At 42.7% G+C, this 24,974-nt stretch carries 21 protein-coding genes; 18 read left to right on the top strand and 3 right to left on the bottom strand.

Annotated elements, in window-relative coordinates; genetic code table 11:
- The first annotated feature begins 111 nt into the window (after positions 1–111).
- The 3 genes from BO18_RS02625 (at position 112) to BO18_RS32325 (ending at position 2,883) form a co-directional block, all read left to right on the top strand.
- Entirely contained in the window at positions 112–954 is an 843-nt protein-coding gene (locus BO18_RS02625; RefSeq protein ID WP_034443357.1) for an ornithine carbamoyltransferase, read from the top strand.
- 74 nt (positions 955–1,028) lie between these two features.
- The gene (locus BO18_RS02620) at positions 1,029–1,247 is read left to right on the top strand and encodes a hypothetical protein (RefSeq protein ID WP_034443356.1); all 219 of its coding nucleotides are present in this window, start codon (positions 1,029–1,031) and stop codon (positions 1,245–1,247) included.
- A gap of 121 nt (positions 1,248–1,368) precedes the next feature.
- On the top strand, positions 1,369–2,883 hold the full coding sequence (locus BO18_RS32325) for a hypothetical protein (protein WP_051688456.1): 1,515 nt from the start codon (positions 1,369–1,371) through the stop codon (positions 2,881–2,883).
- A 93-nt stretch (positions 2,884–2,976) separates the two neighbouring features.
- Here the strand turns inward: BO18_RS32325 and BO18_RS02610 are convergent, their stop codons facing one another.
- Entirely contained in the window at positions 2,977–4,284 is a 1,308-nt protein-coding gene (locus BO18_RS02610; protein ID WP_034443354.1) for an ATP-binding protein, read from the bottom strand.
- A 555-nt stretch (positions 4,285–4,839) separates the two neighbouring features.
- Here BO18_RS02610 and BO18_RS02605 point away from each other — a divergent pair.
- On the top strand, positions 4,840–5,085 hold the full coding sequence (locus BO18_RS02605; protein WP_034443352.1) for an AbrB/MazE/SpoVT family DNA-binding domain-containing protein: 246 nt from the start codon (positions 4,840–4,842) through the stop codon (positions 5,083–5,085).
- Positions 5,082–5,387 carry a type II toxin-antitoxin system PemK/MazF family toxin gene (locus tag BO18_RS02600; protein WP_022762945.1) on the top strand — a complete coding sequence of 102 codons (306 nt, stop codon included), beginning with the start codon at positions 5,082–5,084 and terminating at the stop codon, positions 5,385–5,387. Before BO18_RS02605 ends, BO18_RS02600 begins: the two co-directional genes overlap by 4 nt.
- Positions 5,388–5,594: 207 nt before the next feature.
- Here BO18_RS02600 and trxA read toward each other — a convergent pair whose 3' ends face one another.
- Positions 5,595–5,912 carry a thioredoxin gene (trxA, locus tag BO18_RS02595; RefSeq protein WP_034443349.1) on the bottom strand — a complete coding sequence of 106 codons (318 nt, stop codon included), beginning with the start codon at positions 5,910–5,912 and terminating at the stop codon, positions 5,595–5,597.
- A 183-nt stretch (positions 5,913–6,095) separates the two neighbouring features.
- Here trxA and BO18_RS02590 point away from each other — a divergent pair, with 183 nt between their 5' ends.
- The 13 genes from BO18_RS02590 to BO18_RS32320 all read left to right on the top strand — a co-directional run bounded on the left by BO18_RS02590 (position 6,096) and on the right by BO18_RS32320 (position 22,830).
- A complete protein-coding gene (locus BO18_RS02590) occupies positions 6,096–7,094 on the top strand; it encodes a serine hydrolase domain-containing protein (protein ID WP_034443347.1) in 999 nt (332 codons plus the stop codon).
- Positions 7,095–7,169: 75 nt separating this feature from the next.
- Positions 7,170–7,988 carry a sugar phosphate isomerase/epimerase family protein gene (locus BO18_RS02585; RefSeq protein WP_034446965.1) on the top strand — a complete coding sequence of 273 codons (819 nt, stop codon included), beginning with the start codon at positions 7,170–7,172 and terminating at the stop codon, positions 7,986–7,988.
- A 12-nt stretch (positions 7,989–8,000) separates the two neighbouring features.
- A complete protein-coding gene (locus BO18_RS02580; protein ID WP_034443345.1) occupies positions 8,001–8,534 on the top strand; it encodes a histidine phosphatase family protein in 534 nt (177 codons plus the stop codon).
- A gap of 101 nt (positions 8,535–8,635) precedes the next feature.
- Positions 8,636–8,776: a ferrous iron transport protein A gene (locus BO18_RS02575; RefSeq protein WP_185752330.1), complete on the top strand. Its 141-nt coding sequence runs from the start codon at positions 8,636–8,638 to the stop codon at positions 8,774–8,776.
- 186 nt (positions 8,777–8,962) lie between these two features.
- On the top strand, positions 8,963–10,762 hold the full coding sequence (locus BO18_RS02570) for an ABC transporter ATP-binding protein (RefSeq protein WP_034443343.1): 1,800 nt from the start codon (positions 8,963–8,965) through the stop codon (positions 10,760–10,762).
- Entirely contained in the window at positions 10,763–12,508 is a 1,746-nt protein-coding gene (locus BO18_RS02565; RefSeq protein WP_034443341.1) for an ABC transporter ATP-binding protein, read from the top strand.
- A gap of 162 nt (positions 12,509–12,670) precedes the next feature.
- Entirely contained in the window at positions 12,671–12,922 is a 252-nt protein-coding gene (locus tag BO18_RS02560) for a DUF6110 family protein (RefSeq protein ID WP_185752329.1), read from the top strand.
- Between the two features lie 6 nt (positions 12,923–12,928).
- Entirely contained in the window at positions 12,929–15,016 is a 2,088-nt protein-coding gene (locus BO18_RS02555) for a heavy metal translocating P-type ATPase (protein ID WP_034443339.1), read from the top strand.
- A 144-nt stretch (positions 15,017–15,160) separates the two neighbouring features.
- On the top strand, positions 15,161–15,475 hold the full coding sequence (locus tag BO18_RS02550; protein ID WP_034446962.1) for a metal-sensing transcriptional repressor: 315 nt from the start codon (positions 15,161–15,163) through the stop codon (positions 15,473–15,475).
- 26 nt (positions 15,476–15,501) lie between these two features.
- Positions 15,502–18,072 (top strand): heavy metal translocating P-type ATPase, encoded by a 2,571-nt coding sequence (locus BO18_RS02545; RefSeq protein WP_034443338.1) that lies wholly within the window; start codon positions 15,502–15,504, stop codon positions 18,070–18,072.
- A 23-nt stretch (positions 18,073–18,095) separates the two neighbouring features.
- Entirely contained in the window at positions 18,096–18,944 is an 849-nt protein-coding gene (gene larE, locus BO18_RS02540; protein ID WP_034443336.1) for an ATP-dependent sacrificial sulfur transferase LarE, read from the top strand.
- 281 nt (positions 18,945–19,225) lie between these two features.
- The gene (locus BO18_RS02535; RefSeq protein WP_034443334.1) at positions 19,226–20,647 is read left to right on the top strand and encodes a hypothetical protein; all 1,422 of its coding nucleotides are present in this window, start codon (positions 19,226–19,228) and stop codon (positions 20,645–20,647) included.
- An 11-nt stretch (positions 20,648–20,658) separates the two neighbouring features.
- Complete coding sequence (locus BO18_RS32320) at positions 20,659–22,830, top strand: ATP-binding protein (RefSeq protein ID WP_051688455.1); 2,172 nt, start codon at positions 20,659–20,661, stop codon at positions 22,828–22,830.
- On the opposite strand, the gene BO18_RS32315 is transcribed toward BO18_RS32320, so the two are convergent.
- On the bottom strand, positions 22,827–24,881 hold the full coding sequence (locus BO18_RS32315) for a SpoIIE family protein phosphatase (protein WP_051688454.1): 2,055 nt from the start codon (positions 24,879–24,881) through the stop codon (positions 22,827–22,829). The two genes, BO18_RS32320 and BO18_RS32315, sit on opposite strands and share 4 nt — an antisense overlap.
- Positions 24,882–24,974 lie beyond the last annotated feature (93 nt).

The raw sequence follows: 24,974 nt of genomic DNA, 5'->3' as shown, positions 1-24,974 counted from the left end.
CTTTTCTTTAGTATGCTGCCCGTACAGATCCTGATATTTGCGATGGAATCAATTAATTCCATGGTATGATGAAACAGTATATTCCAGATAAATGTACATGGGGAGAAGAGGATGAGATCCTTTATAAGACTTACTGATTTTAAGAAAAGTGAATTGCTTAAGATATTTGGAATCGCGGATTCAATAAATCGGTATGATGGTTTTCTAAAGGGGAAGACAGTGGTTATGTTTTTTCCTGCATCTAGCATAAGAACCAGAGTGTCTTTTGAAAAAGGTATTAATCTTTTAGGAGGACACTCAATACTGTTTGATCCTGCAACGTTAGATAAAAAAGAAGACATCAAGGATGTGTGCGGATATCTGCAAAACTGGGCTGATGCGGTTATTGTGCGTCAAAAGGATATACGCATACTTGATAAGATGGCAGAAGTAATGAGTATTCCTGTTATAAATGCTATGACAGACGATAACCATCCCTGTGAGATGATGTCAGACTTATACACGCTTTCAAATATCAGATCAGATTATCTGAAGGATGAGTATCTTTTTGTCGGAGCCGATGGAAATATCGGAAGAGCCTGGAGGGAAGCATCAGAAGCCTTTGGCTTTTCATTGGCACAGAGCTGCCCGACAGAGTATAAATTATCGGGAGTAGTTTTTAATGATAACCTGAAGGATGCGATTGTGGGAAAAGACACTATATGCACAGATTCAATTCCTTCAGATATGACAGAAGACTTTAAGGATTATCAGATTACTTTTGACTTGATGAGATTAGCTAATGATGGTGCAATATTGAATCCGTGCCCGCCTTTTTACAGAGGAGAGGAAGTATCACAGGATGTGATAGACTCGGAGTTTTTTGTGGGATATGAGTTTAAAAAGAATCTGTTGAAAGTGCAGCAGGCGATTTTAATATTTTGCATGCTTGATCCTGGCGTTATGCAATACTAGATCACCTGACTGTAGAAGATGCCAAAAGAGCATTGATAGAGCTGCTCAGAATAATGAGAAGAGATGGCCTGATCATGATTTCATTTGACATTCCAGAAGAAGATGATTTCACAGAAACTCATATACTTTTGGAAGATGGTACGATGCAATATACTTGTGAAAATCGAAGTGGGATGTTGTTTCATCCATATGATTGGAAAGCAATTGAAGAACTGACGCAGGACTACAGTGTAGTTTATAAAGCGGATAAGGGAAAAAGAGAACGCATAGTTATATTGAGAAAGAGTGACTAAATCAGCGATATGCTGATGCCTGGGATACGAATGGTAATTCCTGGCAGGACTCTGATTTTGGAGGGACATACTTAAAAGCTAATACAGAAAAATAATCAAAAATGTTAGCTGGAGTGAAAAAGTGAAGAAAAAGGCAATAATCATATTATCAGTTTTTGTGGCAATCTTAGGTGTTTTAACGATTGCTTATGCTGTACTCAAACATAATGAGACACCAGATCGTGTTCTCTATAATGTATATTCTGACATAGCCATTTGGGGCGTTGTTATTTGGCAGATTGTTGTTATTGTTTTTGGCATTCTGCTGTGGATAAAGGTATTTAAAGACGTGCCAAGGCCTGCTTTATACATTGGAAGAGGAATGACCTTGATCATATGTCTGTGCGCACTTATATTTCTTGCGGATAAGTGGCTGAACTTATACCTTGATGATGGTGATTATGTAGTTATGGAAAAAGATGATTACATTCTTATAAAGCACATTGGCTATAACGATGAAGGAAGTTATTCTATCTGGTCTAAGGATGGCGTTTTTTACAGAAAGTATGGGATAAATATCGGTTATTATGCGGACTCGGTAGCAGAGGGCGTTTTCTATTCGTATGTCAATGGATTCGCTGATAATACGGGCATTGATCTGAGTGCTTTCAATGAAGAGGAAGACGATACTTCGGAAACAAAGAAAAGAGAATATGAGCTTCTCAATAAGTTTATAGAGATAACAGAGGATACATATCCTGAGAAATTTCAACGTGGTCTTTATTGGCAGGAAAAAGACTGTGCAGACAATAGTATTGGCACCACGCAGGTTCCGATAATTGATGAAAATGGCACCCAGGATATGTCATGGTTCTGCGAAAATATCTGCGACTGGCTGGAAGAATGCCTTGAAGAAGTTCCGTACGAGGATGCACCATGGCTATATAAAGAGATATCCATTGCAATGCCATCTGTATCAGGATCATTTGATCCATCCCCTTATATAAGTGGAAAATATGACAGAGATGCTCTTTATGAAGCACTTTACGATTTCGTCGATGGTAAACTGACTTCTGCTGATTATCCTGTAAAAAATCAGAGCTATGGTATGCTGGAATTTGTAGATAATGGGGGAGATGAGTACCTGCAGAGTATAGAACCTGACTGTACATATACAACCAAGGATGGAATTATCTATGGAATGCTTCCTGTAGACAGAGCTGCTGGAAGTAACTATTACTGCCTGGTAGCTTATAAGAAAGCCGGCGACAAACCATCAGAAATAAACGAGAATCCTTTCGATGGAATGGGTGGAGAGGCAAAATGGATTGAGTTTATCGATGATACCAATCTTGGCTTTGCCTGCCTTACATACAGTGGTGGAGACGAGGGTATGCTATTTAGGACTGAAGATGGAGGTAAGTCTTTTGTCCAGGTTAATTATCCCTCTGCAAAAGTAAAGCTGTCTGATGGAACAATCTACAATCCATTTGTGATCCCGGAAAAGGTCTGGGTAGAGGATGGCAATCTATATCTGCTTGCAAGTCAGAGCCCATGGTCAGGGGACTATTACAACGAAGAACTGGATAAACACCCATCAGGATTATATGTTTCACACGATGACGGTATGAGCTTTGAATATGTTGGGGAACAATGAAAAGGAAAAAGCGTGTCGTCGATTATCCGAATAAAATCTGTCCAAAGCGGTGTCAAATATTTAAATATTTGGCACCGGTTTTTTCTCTGGACATTAGATAAAAGCAGACATGTATAAAGGCAGAGTAATTATTCCATCTTCACTAATTCCTATATTTCCATCGACAAATTTGTAGCCATAGGAGATATCCGATTTGTTTTTTATAACGTTAGTGAGCGAAGTGGCTTTAGTATTTCCGGACTTTACCTCGATGGGAATCACAACACCATCTTTCTGAATGATAAAATCAAGTTCCTTCTTTGTAGTGTCATTTCTGTAATAGTATAGCGCGTAATCCTTTTTGTATAAGGCATCTGCGATTGCACACTCGTAGAGACCACCTTTCGTATTGCCTGAAAGCGTGTTTTCTACAATGTGTTGCTTAAGCGAAAAATCTTTCATTGCTATCAGAAGAGACATGTCCGTTGTATAGGCTCTAAATAGCCCACTTTTGGCATAGTCATCTAGATCATATCTTATATCTGATACTGCTTGGCTTAGATGAATGATATCAGCACGAAGGAGCCAATCTATGCTTGAATAGTATTTTTGTGCTCGTGCGCCATGTTCAATTTCTTTATACTGGAACTTATGGTTTTCTTTATCAAGGAGCTGCTTAGAAAGGGAAAGATAACACTTTTCAGCTTTTACCTTTTCCTCAGCAGTAGCGTAGTGAGCAATGTCATATTGATAACCCTGAAGAAGATTTCGCTGTATCCGATCCACCTCTCTAAAATCCTTGGAGTCTACATATTCCTGTACAGCTTCAGGCATTCCACCTATTGCTGTATATTGCCTATAATAACTCATGATCTGATTATGAATTGCTTCAGGTATCAGTTTTTTGTGTAAAAGATATTCCTGAACTGAGCCTATCATATCTTCAGATATTCCAAGTCCCCACAAAAACTCCTCAAAATCAAGGCCATGCATTTTTATGTAATCCACATAACCTACGGGATATGAGGATGAACGTTTATAATCGATTCCCAATAAAGAACCTGAAGCAATTAAATCATATCTGTTATCGTATGCCCAGAATTTTAGCGAAGTAATTGCTTCGGGACATTCTTGAATTTCATCAAGGAAAATCAGAGTTTTGCCAGGAATGATTTTCTTGTCAGGAAATCTGAATTTTAATGCCATGACCATTCCATCAACGCTAAGATCCCCGGAAAAGATATTAGTTGCAGAGGGTGTCATTTTAAAGTTTATCTCAATGTATTCATCATAGTTATCCTCAGCAAATTGCTTTATTATGAAGGTCTTGCCTGTCTGACGAGCCCCTTGGACCACAAGGCATTTTTTGTTTTTTGTCTTAATCCAGTCTTGAAGCTGTTTTGTTGCCTTTCTTTTTAACATATGGCCCTCCAATCAACAATATAGAATGATATAAATGATATTAAATCAACATTTTAGAATATAAATAAGTGCTATCAATCAACATTTTAGAAATTATAACATTAATACGTTGTTTAAGCAATCCAAAAAGATTCATAAGAAACTTATGGCAAAGCAAGCAATTTCAAGACTTTCATATGTCTCATAAAACTAATGATTTTCGCTACACTTTTGGTTTATGTATAATAGGGATTGAAGGAATTTATTCCAATCTGGAAGAATCTTGATCCTGAGGATGGAGTCCATTGGACCGTTCCGGAAGAATACTGGCAGATAATCCGCGATAACTGGCCGGCTTATGCTTTCCGTTGATGAAGAATGCAACCAATATATGGATGAATGGAGTTTTGAAAACTGGGGCATTAAATATTGGTCTAAAACACCTGAGTTTATACAGTATGTGAAAGAACATGAGTAGAGTTTGTCTTCCAGTATAATGTACTAAACTGAATGATGAATAAGTTGATTTTTTTGCCTTGTGGATATACAATGTATATACAAAAGGAGGTGTTGCTTATGCAGGCTCAAGTTAAAGCATGGGGAAATAGTCAGGGAATTAGAATACCCAAAGAAGTGCTTCAGGAAGCAGCTGTTTCGGTTGATGATGTTCTCGATGTCAAGGTGTCTAATGGCATGATAATGCTTGTTAAACCATTTAGACATAGAACACTGGAAGAACGTGCTGAAGAATATGGTGGGCAGCTCCATTTAGACGGTGAATTTGACTGGGGTGAACCGGTAGGAAGAGAGATTTGGGAATGAAGGAAGAATTGCATCAGGGGGATATACTTAAGATTGAACATATCAAGAAACCGGTTCTTATTGTGAGTAAGGATTTCTTTAATCAGACTTATGAGATAATCGGATGCCCTATTTTTGAAAAAGGGGAAGCAGGACCTTTACATATACATATCGAAACTGAAGACGTAGAAGGTTATGTGCAATGTGAAAAAATGGCACTCCTTGATTTGAATATCAGGGGTTATTCAAAGATTGATAGGATACATTATCCTGACATTATAAATATCACAGACGCTATCCAAGGAATCTTTGACTACATCTGAAAATGAATCAACATGGAGTCTGTGAGATTTCTTTAGTAGGAATATATTAGCAGTGTATGGCTTTGATGCAAGGCTTAAACAGCTTTTCAATAACAAAGAGATATCAAGACAGCAGTACGATAAGGCAATCAGCAGTAAAGAGAAGTTAATCGCGAAACCTCATGAAAAAGGCACTCCACACGGAGTGTCTTTTTCATGAGGTCTTGATCAAAGTACTGCGTCAAGCTTCCTGGCGAGAGCATCAATAGGCATGGCACCCATGGCGCTATCAACAACTTCGCCGTTTTTGATAATGAGAAAGCTTGGGATTGACATGATTCCATATTTCGCAGCAAGCTGATTGTTCTCATCAGAATTGACTTTACCTACTTTTACCTTACCGTCATATGTTTCTGCAAGCTTTTCTACAACCGGCATCATCATCTTGCATGGGCCACACCAGTCAGCGTAGAAATCTACGAGTACCGGGATGTCACTCTTTAAAACCTCGTTCTCAAAATTATCTTCAGTAAATTTATATTCCATGTTTTTATCCTCCTTAATATTTTGCTTTGATGGTTAAATGATTGCACACAATTTAAATATTGTCAACAATTAAATTGCACAAAATACAAAAGATATGCTGAAGATTTTGCTTGAAAAGAATTTTTAATCATATTAGCCTTTTCTTAGGACGTCCGAATCTTTACCTAAGAGGAGGCTATTGTGATGAATAAAGAACAACTGCACAGGTACATTTCTGAGAGCACCGGCAATGAGAGTAATATTTGTCAGATATATGCCATCAAAGAAAATGGGGTGGCACTTGATGATTGTTGGCATGGATTCAAGACTTTGGATGCGATGAATGTCAATTCTGTGACCAAAGGTGTGATGGCACTGTTGGCCGGGATTGCGCTGGACAAGGGTTTTATCGAGAGCGTGGATCAGAAGGTGATGGATTTTTTCCCTGATTACTCTGTAAAGCGTGGGGAAAAGACTATATACGATGTCACAATCAGACATCTCCTTACTATGACAGCTCCTTATAAAGGGAAGTCGGAGCCTTGGAAGAAGGTGTGTACTTCACAGAGTTTTACGTATGCGATCCTTGATTATCTTGGAGGACGTAATGGAATCACAGGTGAGTTCCGGTACGCTACGCTTGGGATTCAGATATTGGCAGGAATAATCGAGAAGGCTACCGGTGAGAAATGCATAGATTTTGCCAACAACAATCTCTTTGAACCACTGGGACTGCCGAAGCGAATACCACACGGAGATAGTTCCAAGGAAGATCAGTTTGATTTCTTCATGAACAAAAATCCCAGGAAATATGAGTGGTATGCTGATCCGCAAGGCACCGTTACCGCAGGTTGGGAATTATGTATGTCGGCAAAAGACATGGCTGTGATCGGTTCGCTTGTTCTTAATGGTGGAACATGCAATGGAAAAAGAATCATCTCCGAAGAATACTTAAAAGACATGTTGACACCGCATATAAAGCTTGGCGAGCGATTTGGATTCATGAACTATGGCTATCTATGGTACAAGCCTTATAATAATAAAGATGTATATGCGGCGATTGGTGACAGCGGAAATATTATCTATGTAAATAAGGAAGAAAATGTATCTGTGGGGATGACAGGTACATTTAAGCCTAGGATCTTTGACAGGGTGGATTTCATAGAGAAAAAAGTTTTATCGGTCATTGAATGCACAGTTTAGAGGAGTAATAAAATTAAAATGGAATACACCAGTGGAAAACGTAGTCATGACCGACGAGAACTTTTACGGGAAGGCATGCTACAGTTTGGAATGCCAACACTAATTGAAAACCGTACGCTGGAAGATAATATAGATCTTTGCAGCAGGCTGGGGCTTAATTTTATTGAACTGAATATGAATTTTCCGGAGTATCAGGTAGATCACCTGGAACAGACAGATCATTTATATGAACTGGCTAACAAAGCCGGTATTTACTATACTATTCATTTGGATGAGAATCTGAACATTGCGGATTTTAACATGCTGGTTTCGGAGGCCTATCTGGAAACAGTGAGACGTTCCATTGAGGTGACCAAGAAATTACTACCTTTGCGTGATCTATATGGAGACAGCAGTCAGCCACTTACACTTAACATGCACATGCATCATGGTATTTTCATTACTTTGCCTGATCGCAAGGTTCAGATGTATGACAGGGACTTTGATACGTATATGCAGTCTTTTTCTCTTTTCCGTTCTAAATGCGAGGAGTGGATTGGAGACAACGACATCATGATTGCTGTAGAAAATACAGATGGATTCCGTGAATATGAGAAGAAGGCGATAGAGTTTTTGCTGGAGAGTAGAAAGTTTGGCCTTACATGGGATATAGGCCATTCAAAGGCTACAGGAGAAAAAGATGTTCCGTTTATCATGCAGCATAGAGATAAACTGATTCATTTTCATATCCATGATGGAAAAGAGATACCACCTAAGAATCATCTGGCTCTTGGAGATGGGGAAATAGATCTGGGGGAAAGGCTCAGGCTTGCTGAAGAAAGAAATGCAAGATGTGTTCTTGAAACAAAGACTATTGAAGCGCTGAATAAATCAGTTGGATGGTTGAAGGAATAGTTAGGAGATAAAATGGATCATTTTTACTTTATCAGACATGGAGAAACAGTCTGGAATGTTGAAAACAAGATATGCGGAGCAACTGATATAGAACTTACGCAAAAAGGCCATGAGCAGGCTATTGAAACAGGAAAAAAGATTCTGGAAATGGGTATTAAGGCAGATGTAATACTGACATCTCCTCTTATTAGAGCCAAAGAAACAGCAAGGCACATTTCTGAAGTAACTGGGATCCCAATGGAGATCGAGCCAAGGCTGATTGAACAGAATTTTGGCAGATATGAATCCACGCCCAGGGACGGAAAAGAATTCCATGAGGCGAAAAAGGATATGGCCAGCAGATTTGGAACCGGGGAATCGATGCTTCAGCTAGCCCAGAGAATATATAACCTTATTGATGATATTAAGGCTGGGGATAGAGAAGTGATTTTGGTTGCCCATAATGGGATAACCCGAATGGTGGAATCCTATTTCCGTGAGATGGATAACGAAGAGTTTTCGTCCTGCGGAATTCAAAACTGTGAGATTAAAAGATATAATTTCTGAAGCGACTCTCTTGATAATTATTATCAATTATTAGTATTGATATGCGTGTTAGCATATACTAACATGATTTATTGAAAATATCTACTAATAAGGAGGGGAGCATGAGTTTAAGTGAATTAGTAAAGGACAGTCAGGCAGTAGTTGAAAAGCTGACAGGCGACGAGAGATTTATGAGCAGGATCACATCCATCGGTCTTACACCGGGATGCACACGCCAGAACGGAAAAGCTTCTGGCAATTGAACTTCACACGACAGTAGAAGATGTTAAAAGACAGATAGAATATCTCGAGCACATGGGAATAATCCGCAGGGTAGATGTTTCCTGCTGTAGCAAAGGCTGCGGCGGGGACTGCGGTAAGTGTGCGCCAAAAGATGGGTTTAAGAACATGGGCGAGATGTACGAAATTGTTGTCGGAGGGAAAGCAGTATGAAAGAAAAGAAAAAAAGCGATCTTGCTGTCCTTTTGGAGTATGCAGGAAACTATAAAGGGTTAACTTTTCTGGGGCTTACACTATCAGGTATAGCGATGGTTCTGGGGATGCTGCCATATATTTGCATTTGGCTGGTTGCCCGGGATCTAATTGCTGTAGCGCCTGACTGGACCAGGGCCAATGGTGTGGGGAAATATGGTTGGATGGCGTTTGCATTTTCAATTGCCGGAATAGTGGTATATTTTGCGGCTTTGATGTGCACACATCTGGCAGCATTCAGAACGGCTTCGAATATCAGGAAACAGGGCATGGCACATCTTATGAAGACGCCGCTGGGCTTCTTTGATTCGAATGCATCGGGGCTTTTACGAAATCGTCTTGATGGCGCTGCCTCTGAGACAGAGACGCTTCTTGCCCATAATCTTGCGGACATAGTAGGAAGCGCGACCATGTTTATCGGAATGATTGTTCTGATGTTTGTGTTTGACTGGAGAATGGGCGCAGCTTGTCTTCTTGCTGCAGTGATATCGGTTGCAGCTATGTTTACAATGATGGGCGGAAAAAATGCAAAGCTGATGCAGGAATATCAGGCTGCTCAGGATCATATGAGTAAAGCCGGTACAGAATATGTACGTGGGATACCGGTGGTTAAGGTGTTTCAGCAGACGGTTTATTCATTTAAGGCCTTCAAAGAGGCTATTGAGGATTACAGTGAAAAAGCTGAGCTATACACAGTTGGGGTATGTCAGTTTCCACAATCAATAAATCTAACAGCTACCGAGGGTGCATTTATCTTTATGGTTCCTGTAGCTGTTCTTATCGCACCGGGTGCGCTTAAAGCTGGGAACTTTGCGGCCTTTGTGACGGATTTCGCTTTCTACGCGGTATTCTCTGCTATAGTTTCAACAGCTCTGGCAAAGATAATGTTTGCAGCAAGTGGAATGATGCTTGCCAGTACTGCGCTTGGAAGAATTTCACAGGTTATGAATGCACCGACACTGAAGATTACTGATAATCCGCAAACACCAAAGGACAACAGTATTGAGTTTAAGAATGTCAGCTTTACTTATGAAGGAGCGGATATCCCGGCTATTGATCATGTCTCTTTTAAGGTTGAACCCGGGCAGACAGTGGCTCTTGTTGGTCCTTCCGGCGGAGGAAAGACAACTGCAGCCAGCCTGATACCACGCTTTTGGGACGCAACATCAGGAGCGGTTCTTGTTGGTGGGGTAGATGTTCGGGATATGGATCCACATGTTCTAATGGATAAGATTGCTTTTGTCTTCCAGAACAACAGGCTGTTTAAAGCCAGTATTTTTGAGAATGTTCGGGCTGCCAGACCGGATGCCACCAGAGAAGAGGTGCAGAGGGCATTATCAGCAGCTCAGTGCGACGATATAATCGCTAAGCTTCCAAACGGAATGGATACAATCATCGGAACTGAAGGAACCTACCTTTCCGGAGGAGAACAGCAGAGAGTGGCTCTTGCAAGGGCAATTCTCAAGGATGCGCCTATTGTCGTGCTGGATGAAGCTACAGCTTTTGCCGATCCCGAAAATGAAATGTTGATCCAGAAGGCGTTCAGCACACTAACAAAGGGACGTACGGTCATTATGATCGCACATCGACTTTCAACTGTTGTTGGAGCAGACAAGATCATTGTGCTTGATGATGGACATGCCATTGAAGAAGGAACCCACGATAGCCTCAAAAAGAAGAGTGGAATGTATTCACGCATGTGGGCTGATTATAATCAGGCAGTAACATGGCGTATTTCTGCAGGGGAGGTGGTTTAAATGTTTGGAAAAGAGTTCCAGAGAAAATATGCTCTTACTGATCAGGGCATTAAGAATACAAAGCAGGCTACCCTGTGGACGGTTATAGTTAATCTGGTAGTTATGGGCGGAATGGGTATTCTGTATCTTATGATGTCAGGATATATGGATACGTTGACTGAAGGGGCTTCTCTTCCCGGAGCCGGACTGATCCTTGCGATGGTGCTTGCATTTGTGGTGATATCTCTTTTTACACATCTCCAGCAGTACAGGGCTACATACGGTCTCGTGTATGGCGAGGTTAAAAATGTCCGCATCTCCCTGGCTGAGCGCATGAGAAAGCTTCCGCTTGGATATTTTGGCAAAAGAGATTTGGCAGATCTGACAGAAACCATAATGGGAGATGTTAACCGACTTGAGCATGTATGGTCACACTGCCTGGGGTATTTGTATGGATCGTATATTTCCACAGCAATTGTTGCGATAATGCTGTTTTCCTTTGACTGGAGACTGGCTATTGCCTGTCTGTGGGGAGTTCCGGTAGCTTTCCTGCTTTTGTTCGGAAGCCGCAAGATCAACAAGCGTCAGTCTGAGATTACAAAAGAAGCGGGGATCCAGGTGTCAGACGGAATTCAGGAAACTCTGGAGAATATCCGTGAGATAAGAGCAACCAATCAGGAACAGAGATTTATAAATGATCTTAATGACAAGATAGACTACCATGAAAAAACTATGCTTTCCGGTGAGCTTTCATGCGGAATCTTTGTAAATGCTGCCAGCGTGATCATGCGACTTGGCGTGGCAACCACAATCCTTACAGGAACCAAGCTTATTCTTTCAGGGCAAGTCAATTTTATGGTGCTGTTCATGTATCTTTTGGTAATAACCAGGATATATGCGCCATTTGACCAGGCACTTGCGCTTATCGCGGAGATGCTTATGTCTCAAATTTCAGCGTCAAGACTAATGGAGATTCACGATGCAAAGACGGCAGAAGGCACTGAATCATTTAAAGCACACGGACATGATATCAGCTTTGACAACGTGGGATTTGCCTACGATGATGAACAGGTACTTAAGGGGGTCAGCTTTACAGCTAAAGAGGGCGAAGTAACAGCTCTTGTGGGGCCATCAGGCTCAGGAAAAAGTACCTGTGCAAGGCTCGCTGCCAGACTATGGGATATCCCAGAGGGAACAATCAAGGTCGGAGGCGTGGACATAGGAAGCGTTGACCCGGAGGTGCTCCTTGGTGATTACTCGATGGTATTTCAGGACGTTGTACTGTTTGATGATACGGTAATGGAGAATATTCGCCTTGGCAGACATGGTGCTACGGACGAGGAAGTAAAGGCAGCTGCAAAAGCAGCTAACTGTGATGAGTTTGTTGAAAAGCTTCCTAATGGCTATGATACCCCGATCGGCGAAAACGGTGCTAAACTCTCCGGCGGCGAAAGACAGCGTATCTCTATTGCCAGAGCGCTACTTAAGAATGCACCTATCGTTCTTCTTGATGAAGCCACAGCATCTCTAGATGTAGAGAATGAGACCAAGGTACAGGGCGCGCTCTCTCGCCTTCTCGCTGGCAAAACAGTTCTTGTCATCGCACATCGTATGCGTACTGTTGAAGCCGCCGATAAGATTGTTGTTCTTGCTGATGGAAAAGTTGCAGAAGAGGGAAGGCCATCCGAGCTTCTTAAGAACGAGGACGGCATCTTCAAGCGTATGGCCGAGCTCCAGAGTGAAAGTGCCGACTGGAGAATAGCATAGATGTTAACGTATTGAGAAAAATTATCAATTACACATGTTTTAGGTCATTTCATATTGTGATAAGCTAAAGAAGCAAACAAATGTGGGAGGAATATATCATCTGCATTTGTTTGTTTTCATATACAGATACTTAAAATGTTTACAGAACAGGAGATGATCATTATGAAGAATTGGCATCATTGCGTGTGGTTTTTGGGTGGAGTCCTTTTTGGAACAGCAGGTGTAAAGGTACTTTCAAGTAAGGATGCGAAGAAGTGCTATACACATACCACAGCAGCTGTGCTTAGGGCAAAAGACTGCGTGATGGATACTGCAAACAAGGTGCAGGAGAACTGTGACGATATTCTTGCAGAGGCAAAAGAGATCAATGCTGAGCGCAAGGCAGCTGAAGACGAGGCAGTAGTCGGAGAGTAATAGAATATGAAAATTGTCATTAAACATGAGATAAGTGGACGTATACGCTTTTCCATGCCCAAAAGACGTTTTTCTTTTGAAGAAGCAGATAGATTACAGTACTATCTGCTTTCTCTTGATGGTGTTGAAAAAGCTACCGTCTATGAGAGAAGTGCCGATGCAGTAGTTGTTTATAAAGGTGACAGAAAAGAACTGCTGGATAAGATCTGCAGATTTGATGCCGAGGCAGAAGATGTTAAGGCACTTGTGCCTGAGAACACAGGAAGAGAGCTGATGGCTTCTTATAAAGAGAGGCTCATTGGGAAGGTGATCCTTCACTATGGATGCAGGCTCTTTTTGCCATCACCCATTAGAAGGATAAAAGCCTGGATCATGGCCACAAAGTTCATTTACAGAGGGCTTGTGAGCCTTTTTGTGCATAGAAAACTGGAGGTTTCTGTTCTGGATGCTACAGCCATAACAGTATCTCTTTTGACCGGGGATTATCAGACTGCTTCGTCGGTTATGTTCCTGCTTGGTGTTGGGGATCTTCTTGAGGAATGGACTCATAAAAAATCGGTGGATGACCTTGCAAGAAGTATGGCGCTTAAATCAGACAAGGTCTGGCTTAAGAAAGATGGCGTTGAGGTACAGGTTCCTATCAGCCAGATAGTTCCCGGGGATGAAATCTCTGTGCGAGTTGGAAGTGTGATTCCACTGGATGGAACTGTAGTGTCAGGAGAAGCTCTGATCAATCAGGCAACACTTACCGGAGAAGGTATCCCTGTGGAAAAGAAAGAAGGCGCCTATGTATATGCCGGCACAGTGATAGAAGAAGGCGATATTGTACTTAAGGTTGAGAAAGCATCCGGAGCTACCAGATATGAGAAGATCATAAAAATGATTGAAGAGTCTGAACAGCTTAAATCAGGAGTTGAGTCAAGGGCTGAGCATCTGGCAGATAGACTGGTTCCATATACGCTTGGTGGAACCATACTTGCGTATCTGCTAACTAGGAATGTGACCAAAGCGCTCTCTGTACTGATGGTTGATTTTTCCTGTGCACTAAAGCTCTCAATGCCGGTGACTGTGCTGTCTGCGATGCGTGAATGTCAGGACAACCATCTTACAGTAAAAGGTGGAAAGTTCCTTGAAGCTATTGCTGATGCGGATACCATAGTTTTTGACAAGACAGGAACTCTTACAATGGCTACTCCCAAGGTTGTGGATGTAGTTACTTTTTCAGGAAATGATAAGGATGAGATGCTTCGCATAGCAGCCTGTCTTGAAGAACACTATCCACACTCCATTGCCAATGCCGTAGTTGCTGAGGCGGCTAACAAGGGACTTGAACATAATGAAATGCACAGTAAAGTCGAGTACGTAGTTGCCCACGGAATTGCTTCGGATATAGATGGACAGAAGGTTGTTATCGGCAGCTGGCACTTTGTAATGGAGGATGAGAAGTGCGTTATTCCGGATGGCGAGGAGGATAAGCTTGAGAATATTTCCAAGCAGTATTCAAGGTTGTTCCTGGCAATAGGTGGTAAACTTTCAGCGGTCATTCTTTTGGTTGACCCTCTACGCCCGGAGGCACTGGATGTTGTCAAAAAACTTCGCGATGTTGGTTTTACTAATATTGTTATGATGACAGGCGATTCAAAGCATATTGCCAAAAGAGTTGCGAAAAAAGTGGGCGTTGACTCCTATTATGCTGAGGTCCTTCCTGAAGAAAAAGCAGGTTTTGTACAGCAAGAAAAAGCGAAGGGACATACAGTTGTAATGATAGGTGATGGAATCAATGATTCTCCGGCACTTTCAGAAGCGGACTGCGGAATTGCAATCAGTGAAGGTGCACAGCTTGCACGTCAGATCGCAGATGTAATGATCTCAGAGGATGACCTGTATAAGCTTGTAACCTTGAAGGAACTCAGTGGCCTTCTTATGAAGAGGATTCACTTTAACTATCGCTTTGTTGTTGGATTTAATCTGGGCCTGATCGGGCTTGGACTACTTGGAACCATAGCACCTGCAACAAGTGCAATGCTCCATAATGGCTCTACAATAGCGCTGGGGCTACATAGTATGACAAATCTTAAGAACGATAGTGAATAAGAAAACGAAGCCGCAGAAATCCCAAGTTGAAGAAAAAATAATAGAATTGACAAATACCCCAAGGGGGTATATATTGGTATAAACCAATATACCCCCAAGGGGTATTTCTATATGGAGGGAAACATGTCTAAGAACGAAGAAGCTATGGAAGAAATGAATGGTTGTTGTCCCCATTGCTCCGGAAAACATAAAGACAGAGATGATAAGGAAAAGAAGGACCTGATGAACAGGCTAAAGAGGATAGAAGGCCAGGTACGGGGCGTTGAAGGAATGCTTGAAAATGATGCATACTGCACGGATATTCTGATGCAGGTGTCTGCTATTACATGCGCTCTAAACAGCTTCAATAAAGTTCTTTTGGCTAATCATATGAGATCCTGTGTGGCTGAGAATATTCGTGAAGGAAACGATGAGATCATTGACGAACTTGTGGTTACACTTCAGAAGCTTATGAAATAAGGCTATGTGCCTGGAAAAGAGTAAAGATGGAACAATATAACGTAACCGGAATGAGCTGCGCTGCATGCCAGGCCAGAGTTGAAAAGGCGGTAAATGCCATAGATGGCGTCGAGAGCTGTGCGGTAAGCCTTCTTACTAACTCCATGGGCGTTCAGGGAAGCGCATCTCCGGAAGAAATAATTAAGGCTGTAGAAGCAGCCGGTTATGGCGCAAGCCTGAAAAAACAGAATAAAGAAGGAGCCTCTTCGGCGGGCTATGAGGATTCCCTAAAAGATACAGAAACACCGCTGCTGAAAAAGAGGCTGATAGCTTCAGTAGTTTTGCTGATTCCACTAATGTACGTTTCCATGGGGCATATGCTGTGGAACTGGCCATTGCCACCATTTCTTGAGGGAAATCATGTGGCAATGGGGTTATACCAGCTGATCTTAGCCGGATTTATCATGGTTATAAATCAGAAGTTCTTTATCAGTGGATTTAAGGGGCTTATTCACAGATCCCCCAACATGGACACTCTGGTAGCGCTTGGAGCTACAGCGTCCTACGCATACAGTATATATGCCCTTTTTGCCATGACCGGCGCAGTAATGGATGGGAATACAGATCAGGTCATGTACTTCATGGATCAGTTCTATTTTGAGTCTGCTGCAACTATCCTGACGCTGATCACAGTTGGCAAGACCCTTGAAGCCAGATCAAAAGGTAAAACAACTGATGCCCTGAAATCTCTCATGAAGCTCGCTCCAAAGACCGCTGTCATTCTGGAGGGCGATACAGAGAGAACTGTCCCGATAGATGAGGTAAAGGTTGGAGACAGATTTGTAGTAAGACCCGGAGACAGCATACCCGTAGACGGTATAGTAAAAGAGGGCGAGAGCGCAGTTAATGAGTCAGCTCTTACAGGCGAAAGTGTTCCTGTAGAAAAACAGACAGGAGATAGGGTATCAGCTGCAACCATCAATACATCAGGGTATATGGTCTGCGAAGCTACCAGAGTCGGCGAGGATACAACTCTTGCCGGGATCATAAGAATGGTCAGTGATGCTGCAGCGACCAAGGCTCCAATTGCGAAAATAGCCGACAGAGTATCCGGGGTATTTGTACCGGCGGTCATTGGTATTTCTTTTGTCACATTTATTGTCTGGCTTCTGGTGGGACAGACCTTCGGATATGCCATGGCAAGAGCAGTATCAGTTCTGGTAATAAGCTGTCCGTGTGCTTTGGGACTTGCAACTCCCGTGGCAATAATGGTTGGAAATGGCGTGGGTGCCAGAAGCGGAATCCTGTTTAAGACTGCAGCAGTGCAGGAACTGACAGGAAAAACGCAGATAGTAGCTCTTGATAAGACAGGTACAATAACTACCGGAGTTATGAAGGTTACAGATGTTATTCCTGCCGAAGGCATCAGCGAAAAAGATCTGCTGAAAACTGCTTACGCACTGGAATCAAAAAGTGAGCACCCTATCTCAAAAGCAATCATAGATCATGCAAAAGAGCAGGATATCGAGCTATGCGAGACAACAGAATTTGAAGTGTTATCTGGAAACGGGTTAAAGGCAAAGCTTGATGGCGCTTTGGTAGCAGGTGGAAATGTCAGATTTATTGAAAGTATTCTGGGAAATCGTGATACGTTAATTGATGGAGCGGTTAAAAGAGCTGCAGATATGAACCCCGACGTATCAAAACGTATTGATGAGTTGTCAGCCCAGGGCAAGACACCGGTTCTTTTAGCCAAAGATAACAAGCTGATCGGAATAATTGCCGTAGCAGACACCATAAAGGATGACACACCTCAGGCAGTCAGTGAGCTTAAGAAAATGGGCATCCATGTGGTAATGCTGACCGGTGACAATGAGATCACAGCCAGGGCAATTGCTGATCAGGCCGGAGTTGATGAAGTGGTGGCCGGCGTACTTCCTGACGGAAAAGAAGCTGCTATCAGGAAACTCATGGAAAAAGGAAAAGTCGCCATGGTTGGTGATGGAATAAATGATGCTCCAGCGCTGACACGAGCAGATGTTGGAATTGCCATCGGGGCAGGAACAGACATTGCCATTGATGCAGCAGATGTGGTACTTATGAAGAACAGTATTCGTGATGTAGCAGCAGCTATCAGGATTTCCAGAGCAACCTTAAGGAACATCCATGAGAACCTGTTCTGGGCATTTTTCTACAATGTTATTGGCATTCCCCTTGCTGCAGGATGCTATGTGGCAGCTTTCGGGTGGACCCTCAATCCAATGTTTGGAGCAGCTGCTATGGGACTTTCAAGCTTTTGTGTAGTAACTAATGCGCTGAGACTTAATCTGTTAAAGGTATATGACAGTAAAAAAGACAAGGCAATTAAAAATCAAGTAACAGAAAATTATTTAATTACAAAGGAGAAAAAAGAAATGAAGATTAAGGTAAACGGAATGATGTGTGCACACTGTGAGGCTCATGTAAAGAAGGCGCTTGAAGCTATAGAAGGAATCGACTCCGCTGTAGCATCTCATGAGGAGAACATGGTAACTATCACAAATTCAAAGGATGTTGATGAGGCTCTTATTAAGGCTGCTGTCACAGAAGCAGGCTATGAGTACGCCGGAATTGCATAAAAAGAAAGTTGGAAAACAACACTATGATTTCTAAAGATACACCAAATAGATTGCTCCTTGATAAATATGAGCAATTAAAAGAATACTTAAAGTCACTGGGAAGTGTGGCAGTTGCCTTTTCCAGTGGCGTGGATTCTACATTTCTTTTGTTTGCTGCTAAAGAGGCTTTGGGAGACCAGGTCCTTGCACTAACAGCTTCCTCATGCTCTTTTCCGGAGCGAGAACTTAAGGAGGCGAAGGCTTTTTGCAGTGAACATGGGATCGAGCAAATAGTAGTAAAATCAGAGGAACTCAAAATAGAAGGCTTTTCTCATAATCCCAAGAACAGATGCTACCTATGTAAACGCGAACTATTTGAGAAGTTCCTGAAAGCCGCCAATGAGAGAGGCATAAAGGAGGTTGTAGAAGGCTCTAATCTTGATGATAACGGCGATTACAGACCTGGACTTATGGCAGTGGCAGAACTCAATATAAAGAGTCCACTTAGAAACATTGGTTTCTCCAAGGAACAGATCAGGATCTTGTCTAGATATCTGGGACTGCCAACCTGGGAAAAGCAGTCATTTGCGTGCCTTGCAAGCAGATTCCCTTACGGGGAAGAAATTACCGAAAAGAAGCTTCAAATGGTAGACAGGGCAGAACAGCTGCTTTTAGATCTTGGATTTAAACAATTAAGAGTCCGCATCCATGGCAAAATAGCAAGGATCGAACTGGATCCATCTGAATTTGGTCATTTTATGGAAGAAAAGATAAGGGTACATGTTCATGAGGAACTGCGGAAGATAGGCTTTGACTACATAGCACTGGATATCCTGGGATATCGTACAGGAAGTATGAACGAGACATTATCCTCAGAAGAAAAGAATCTGTAAAAAAACAACCGGTACATTGGCAAGATGTACCGGTTTTTTAGGTAGGAGATTTCTTATGACTATTGTATGTCATAGGGCAAACGCTTTGGCGGAGCGTTTGCTTTGTTAGTGTTTGCTAACAATGTTATGTTAGCATAAGATAACAACATGCGCAAGTACTTTTTTTATACTTTTTTAATTTCTTTTCAAAAACAATAAAAATATACGTAATATGGTATAATTATAAATAACTATGAAATGCGTAAAACTCGCCTGGATACAGGGGAAAGGAGGACTTCAAGATGCCCGGTGGAAATGAAGAACTTGATCAGATGGCCAGCCTTGACATGGGCGATTCACTGGATGATGGCTTCCTGGATCTGAATGAATCTGCTTCTATGGAGCCTGATACAACTGTGACGGACACCCAGGAAACAGAGCAGTTTCAGGAACAGATGGGTGAAGTATCCACTGTCCTGGTTACCCCTGTCCATGTGGGCGGAAATATAAGGGATGCACACAGGATAATCCAGGAGAAAAAGAATGAGCTGTTAAATCCCGGGGTTACGGATCATTTTATCCCTGCTTCTGATGGCGAAAGGCTTAAAGCTGTAAAGGATGCCATCATGGCCCTGAACCAGGAACTCAGGAGGGGCGACATCCCCAAGGAGAGGGAGAGGTTCGTTACAGACCTTGATGGAATACGAAGAGCTTATTCAACCCTGATACAGAACTGCCGAAGTTATCTGGAATTTATTGAAGCAAGCGGCAATGGAAATAAAGGCGCCGGAAAGTTCCGCCTGGACCTTACAAGACAGATAATGGAGCAGAGCGAGAGGGAGTATGCGCTTTTGGAGGCTCCTTCTGATGTGCTTTATGAGGATGGAAGGACCAAACGTAACTGGGAAGATATGTTTGATGATGCAAAGCCAGAGAGGATTCCCAAGGGCAAAGCAGCAGAGCCGAAAGAGGAAGAAAAAAAGCCCGGGGCCACAGCAGAAGATAAAGAAGGTCCTACCGAAATGGATGTGGCCTCCAGCAGGATAGCCAAGGAGCTTGGAATGGAGGAGATGGTAGCCGATGCCGAGCTTTCCAAAAAGGAAGGCGAGAAGGACAAGGGCAGCAGTGAAGTGATTGTGGAAAATGTTTCGGGAATGTCCATGCAGGAACTGATGGACACTGCCCAGAAAGGCGGCACCAATCTAAAACTTTCCGACGAAGCTATTGGTATGTTTTATCAGATGCAGGTCTTTGACATGTTCACAGGGATGAAAAACAGAACCATGTCGGATTGTATCCCAACCTTTCAGAAAACAGGTGATAAGGAATATACCATCACTTCAATAAAAGCCATAAACAATGAAGCAAGTTTTGAAGAAAATAAATTTGACCTTGATGCCGCTGCCAGTGGCAGAACACCTTTGACGGACCTGGAGGGCAAAATCTCCGTGCCGTTCCTTCCCGGGGATTTTTATGACAGAGTAATGTCCTTTGATGCCTACAGTATTTTCGGTAATCAAAAGGATATTCTTGATACTCATCAGATGGCATTGCTTGGCAGAAGGGTCGTGCAGGTACAGATAGAATTGAGCCAGAATGTGGGAAACGGCAACATCACCCTTCTGAACTCAGACAGAGACTGGAATGAGGCCAGAGATGATATATTGAATCTTCAAAAAGAAGGCAAGATTTCAAAAGGTTACCTACCAATAGAACTACTTTGACAGGGTAAAAAATGTTTACAACAAATGACTATTTCGACAGCAAAAAAATAAAGACTTCCTATGGGAGCACCAAGGAGCATCTGGAGGACTGTTCCCTTCTCATCGACTTTATTTTAGAGAACAGCGTTGAAAAGATCATGAGCGGTGGAGGACGTATCTATCGCCCTGGAATGATGCTTGGACAGGAGGATGTGGGAGAGTTCTACGATATTCCCCCACGCACACGCCGAACAAGCGCCTATGATCCTGATCTGGCAAAAGAGCTGTCGGATGCTCTTGACCATATCAGAAGCAGGGAAAAGGCTAGCAAAAAGCTGGTTCTTCCGCTTAAGCGTCTTAGGGAAGAGTTTGAGCTGACCTTCTTTGAAGAACTGGCAATCCTTCTCGCACTGGGACTTTCCATGAATATCAATCGAAGGAATCTCTATGCCTACATTGCAAATGACGCCACCCTCACACATCCCACCACCGGCGTACTCTATAGCATTTACCAGGTAATAAATGAGGAACAGGACATGACCATCCTGGATTCTTTTGTGGATAAGCTGGGAAAGATGAGCATTTTCTTTTTCAGGGCACTGGACAGTACAGCCGGGAAGAATTCCCTTTTGGATACGCCTCTGATACTTCGAGATGATGTTCAAAGATTCATTCTTTCTGATACTGATTTTGATCATCCAATTCCTTATACGACCTGCTATACCTATGAAAAAGAGGAGATTGAGATCTTTAAGGATGCCATAAAACCCGATACTGCTGGTGAAGGTCTGGTGTATGTGGCCTCTAATGATCCCGATGATGTGCCCTCATTTTTGACCAGGCTAAATGAAAAAGGCGTACTGATCCTTGACGCCGACACCCTGTTTTCAGATGTGAAAAAATCAAGGAACATATATTATAGCAGCACGATTGCCCACGCACTGGGACCTCTTTTCCTGCGAGCGAGGCTTACAGGGGAAAACCTGGCCATAAGGCTTACTACCACAGAACTGGAACTTTGCGAACTGCTTTTTGATGTGGTAACGAGCTTCCTTCCCGGCAGGATTTCTTTTGTCTATGGGCAGGACAAGCTTCCTACCATATTCCTTTCCAACAGATATAATATTTCCTCCATTGCCCTTCCTATGCCAGACGTAGAGGAGAGGGAGGCTATATGGAAGCATTTCCTTCAGAAGGAGGGACTGTCTCTTTCTGAGGATATCAATATCTCTGACCTGGCTGACTGCTATGAACTGTCCTATTCAAGGATCAGGTACGCAGTAAAAGAGACTGCGAAAAAGGCCCGCTGGCAGGGCAGGGAAAAGATCGATGCCACTGAACTCAAGGAGGAATTAAGACGCATGGGCGAAGCTGGTCTTATGGATCTGGCTGTTTACATCCCGGCAGTTTATACCATGGAAGAGCTCCAGGTGGAAGATCTGGAAAAGCGCATCATCATGACGGCCTGCAACAGGTTCAAAATGAGAAACCGCGTGGAGAAAAAGAATGGCATCAAAAGAAGCGGAGCCTACGGAAACGGCGTTTCTGTGCTACTTTGCGGACCTCCCGGAACAGGTAAGACCATGGCTGCACAGGTTATATCAAAAGAGCTGTCGCTCCCTCTTTACCGTGTGGATCTGTCCCAGATCATTTCCAAGTATATTGGTGAAACCCAGAAGAATCTCAATGAGATCTTTGAACATGCGAAAAAGACAAATGTGATACTGTTCTTTGATGAGGCGGATGCGCTTTTTGCAAAGCGTACAGAAGTTTCTGATTCCAATGATAAATATGCCAATGCTGAGACTGCCTACCTTCTTCAGAAGGTGGAAGGGCACTCCGGCATGACGATCCTTGCAACTAACCTTATAGGTAATTTTGACTCTGCTTTTCTTCGAAGGATCACCTATGTGGTGAAGCTCCAGAAGCCTGATGTTGAAACAAGACTCTCACTTTGGAGATCGATCCTTCCAAAGAGTGTGGAGGTTGACCCTAAGGTCGACTTTGAGTTCTTTGCAGAGAACTTTGATCTGTCCGGAAGCAACATAAAGGCTGTTCTCTACAGCGCTATGTACATGGCGGCAGCAGAGGGCAGACCAGTGGATAACGGGGATATAGTAAGGGCCATCCGATTGAGATCCGAGAAGATCGGCTCAATGAATGACCCCGGTGAATTTGGTAAGTATGCAGGTTATCTGGTTTAGATCATCTTGTACTTAAATCCAAGCATTGTTACGTCGTCAAACTGCTCAGCGCTTCCTACGAAATCAGCAAGATCGTGGGTGACTCTGGGCAGTAATCTTTCTAGAGGAATATCTTTATTCTTGTTAAGACACTTGATAAGCCTTTCGACGCCATATTGTTGAATATCCTCGTTGATGGCTTCCGGAACACCGTCGGTGTAGACGAAGAGCTCATCTCCGCGATTTAGCTGAAGCTCATAATCCTTGAACCTTACTCCTTCCATTGTTGCAAGGGCAGGGCTGTGAGGATCTTTGAATAGCTCGTAGTCCTGACCGGCTCTGCGAAGAACGGGGTACTCGTGTCCTGCATTTGCGCAGCGCATAAGTCCGGTTCCAAGATTTATGATACCGATCCAGACAGTTACAAACATGTCTGTCTCATTTCCTTCACATAGAAGATTGTTGACCTTCGCAAGAACCTCAGAAGGGGAGATGTCAGGATTGCAGGTACTTCTTATGGCACTCATGCTTCGCATCATGAAAAGAGATGCAGGAATTCCTTTACCTGACACGTCAGCAATTACAAGTACCAGCATTCCCTTATCGATAAAGAAGAAATCGTAGAAATCACCACCAACTTCCTTGGCAGGATCCATTGAGGCAAAGATCTCAATATCCTGTCTTGGAGTATTAAAGTTCTTTGGCAGGGCTGATTCCTGAATTGATTTGGCAAACTCCAGCTCCTGGGCAATTCTCTTTTCAGCAGCATCTATATAGCCCTTCAGGGCATCAACTGTCTCGTTTATATCATCTGAAAGAGACGCAAATTCTTCTGAATTATAAACAGATACGGTTTCATTAAGGTCACCGTCAGTGATCTTGTTAAGGGAGTCGTTGACCTTATCAAGGTTATCTACAACTATCGCCTGGATAAGCAGGGATATAAGTACGTAGATTACAGTAAGCAAAAGGATATCCGCAAAAGCCGTCTCATAGGCATCTGCATCTCTGTCGTAGTACACCTCAGATGAGGGCCAGGCAAGAACCAGATATTCAGTGAGGTTTAGCTGCTCAATACGACAGAAGGAATCTACTCCAAAGTAAGTAGTGTGGTAGATCTCTTCATCCTTTTGGGATATATGGTACTCAAGCTCTTTTTCATCAAGTGATTTTCCCTGATGGCTGCCGGCGAAGATATAACCCTTATCCTGCACTAAGTCAAAGGAACCTGCTGAACCTATATGGAACCTTAGGATATTGGGGCTTCCGCCGTAACTGAGCAAGCTGTCGTAGGTTTCCCTTATATCTGAGGCAATAGCTGCCAGATCTTCTCTTGTGTCCTGTATAGCAGACTGGGTCTGAATGGTAAAAGAAAAGAGGAAATTAGTGAATATTATTGCAGAAGTCACCAAAAACAGCCAGATCTGAATCTTTTGTGAAAGCTTGACATCTCGTTCTTCCGGGCGCTTAAGGGGATTATGCCATTCCTTATCATTTACCTTGAGTACAATTGCGCTGGCTGCAAGTCCAATGCCGCAGAAGATGATCATGGGAATCGCGCAGATCTTAACTACGTAGTAAGCCATGCTCATATCATCTCTGTGGGTGATGAGCACAACGTACATGTGGAAGACTTCCATTACTGCGCCCATGAAGAAAGCGTAGAATCCGGAGGGCTTTTTTCTTTTGAAAATAAAGATGGACATGAAGGCTGCAACGAAACCTGCAAGACAGGTAGATACGCTGCAGGCTACCTTTGTGTAGGAACCTACATTAAAGTATGCACCTGCGATATATCTTTCCACACCTCCGATGATACCTGCGATAATACCGGAAACGGGATCGAAGAATAGTCCTGCGCAAAGAGGACCAAGATCTCTTTCGTTAATGATCATGCCACCGAAGGGCACACCAAAATGAGTTGATAAAACGGAACACATTCCGTATATAAATCCAAGAAGGAGCCTGTAGGACCATGTGATCTTTTTGCCCTTGAGCCACCTCCATAATAATAGTGTAAGCACAACATAGCCTACAGCTATAGCTATCATCTTTAATGCCATTACCAGCATAGTATTTTTCCCTCATCTTAACACTTTTACATATACTTATAATTATTCTATCACCTTTTTGTATTAATCTGAATTTCTTCCTTGTCATTCCTT

It is taken from the genome of Butyrivibrio sp. AE2032, from assembly GCF_000702965.1.
Note: the sequence above shows the minus strand (reverse complement) of the source record. Positions and strands in the feature narration are given on the sequence as shown.

Coding starts and splice junctions, on each gene's coding strand:
- BO18_RS02625 (WP_034443357.1), top strand. CDS start 112: ATGAGATCCTTTATAAGACTTACTGATTTTAAGAAAAGTGAATTGCTT.
- BO18_RS02620 (WP_034443356.1), top strand. CDS start 1,029: ATGATTTCATTTGACATTCCAGAAGAAGATGATTTCACAGAAACTCAT.
- BO18_RS02610 (WP_034443354.1), bottom strand. CDS start 4,284: ATGTTAAAAAGAAAGGCAACAAAACAGCTTCAAGACTGGATTAAGACA.
- BO18_RS02605 (WP_034443352.1), top strand. CDS start 4,840: ATGCAGGCTCAAGTTAAAGCATGGGGAAATAGTCAGGGAATTAGAATA.
- BO18_RS02600 (WP_022762945.1), top strand. CDS start 5,082: ATGAAGGAAGAATTGCATCAGGGGGATATACTTAAGATTGAACATATC.
- trxA (WP_034443349.1), bottom strand. CDS start 5,912: ATGGAATATAAATTTACTGAAGATAATTTTGAGAACGAGGTTTTAAAG.
- BO18_RS02590 (WP_034443347.1), top strand. CDS start 6,096: ATGAATAAAGAACAACTGCACAGGTACATTTCTGAGAGCACCGGCAAT.
- BO18_RS02585 (WP_034446965.1), top strand. CDS start 7,170: ATGCTACAGTTTGGAATGCCAACACTAATTGAAAACCGTACGCTGGAA.
- BO18_RS02580 (WP_034443345.1), top strand. CDS start 8,001: ATGGATCATTTTTACTTTATCAGACATGGAGAAACAGTCTGGAATGTT.
- BO18_RS02575 (WP_185752330.1), top strand. CDS start 8,636: ATGAGTTTAAGTGAATTAGTAAAGGACAGTCAGGCAGTAGTTGAAAAG.
- BO18_RS02570 (WP_034443343.1), top strand. CDS start 8,963: ATGAAAGAAAAGAAAAAAAGCGATCTTGCTGTCCTTTTGGAGTATGCA.
- BO18_RS02565 (WP_034443341.1), top strand. CDS start 10,763: ATGTTTGGAAAAGAGTTCCAGAGAAAATATGCTCTTACTGATCAGGGC.
- BO18_RS02560 (WP_185752329.1), top strand. CDS start 12,671: ATGAAGAATTGGCATCATTGCGTGTGGTTTTTGGGTGGAGTCCTTTTT.
- BO18_RS02555 (WP_034443339.1), top strand. CDS start 12,929: ATGAAAATTGTCATTAAACATGAGATAAGTGGACGTATACGCTTTTCC.
- BO18_RS02550 (WP_034446962.1), top strand. CDS start 15,161: ATGGAAGAAATGAATGGTTGTTGTCCCCATTGCTCCGGAAAACATAAA.
- BO18_RS02545 (WP_034443338.1), top strand. CDS start 15,502: ATGGAACAATATAACGTAACCGGAATGAGCTGCGCTGCATGCCAGGCC.
- larE (WP_034443336.1), top strand. CDS start 18,096: ATGATTTCTAAAGATACACCAAATAGATTGCTCCTTGATAAATATGAG.
- BO18_RS02535 (WP_034443334.1), top strand. CDS start 19,226: ATGCCCGGTGGAAATGAAGAACTTGATCAGATGGCCAGCCTTGACATG.
- BO18_RS32320 (WP_051688455.1), top strand. CDS start 20,659: ATGTTTACAACAAATGACTATTTCGACAGCAAAAAAATAAAGACTTCC.
- BO18_RS32315 (WP_051688454.1), bottom strand. CDS start 24,881: ATGCTGGTAATGGCATTAAAGATGATAGCTATAGCTGTAGGCTATGTT.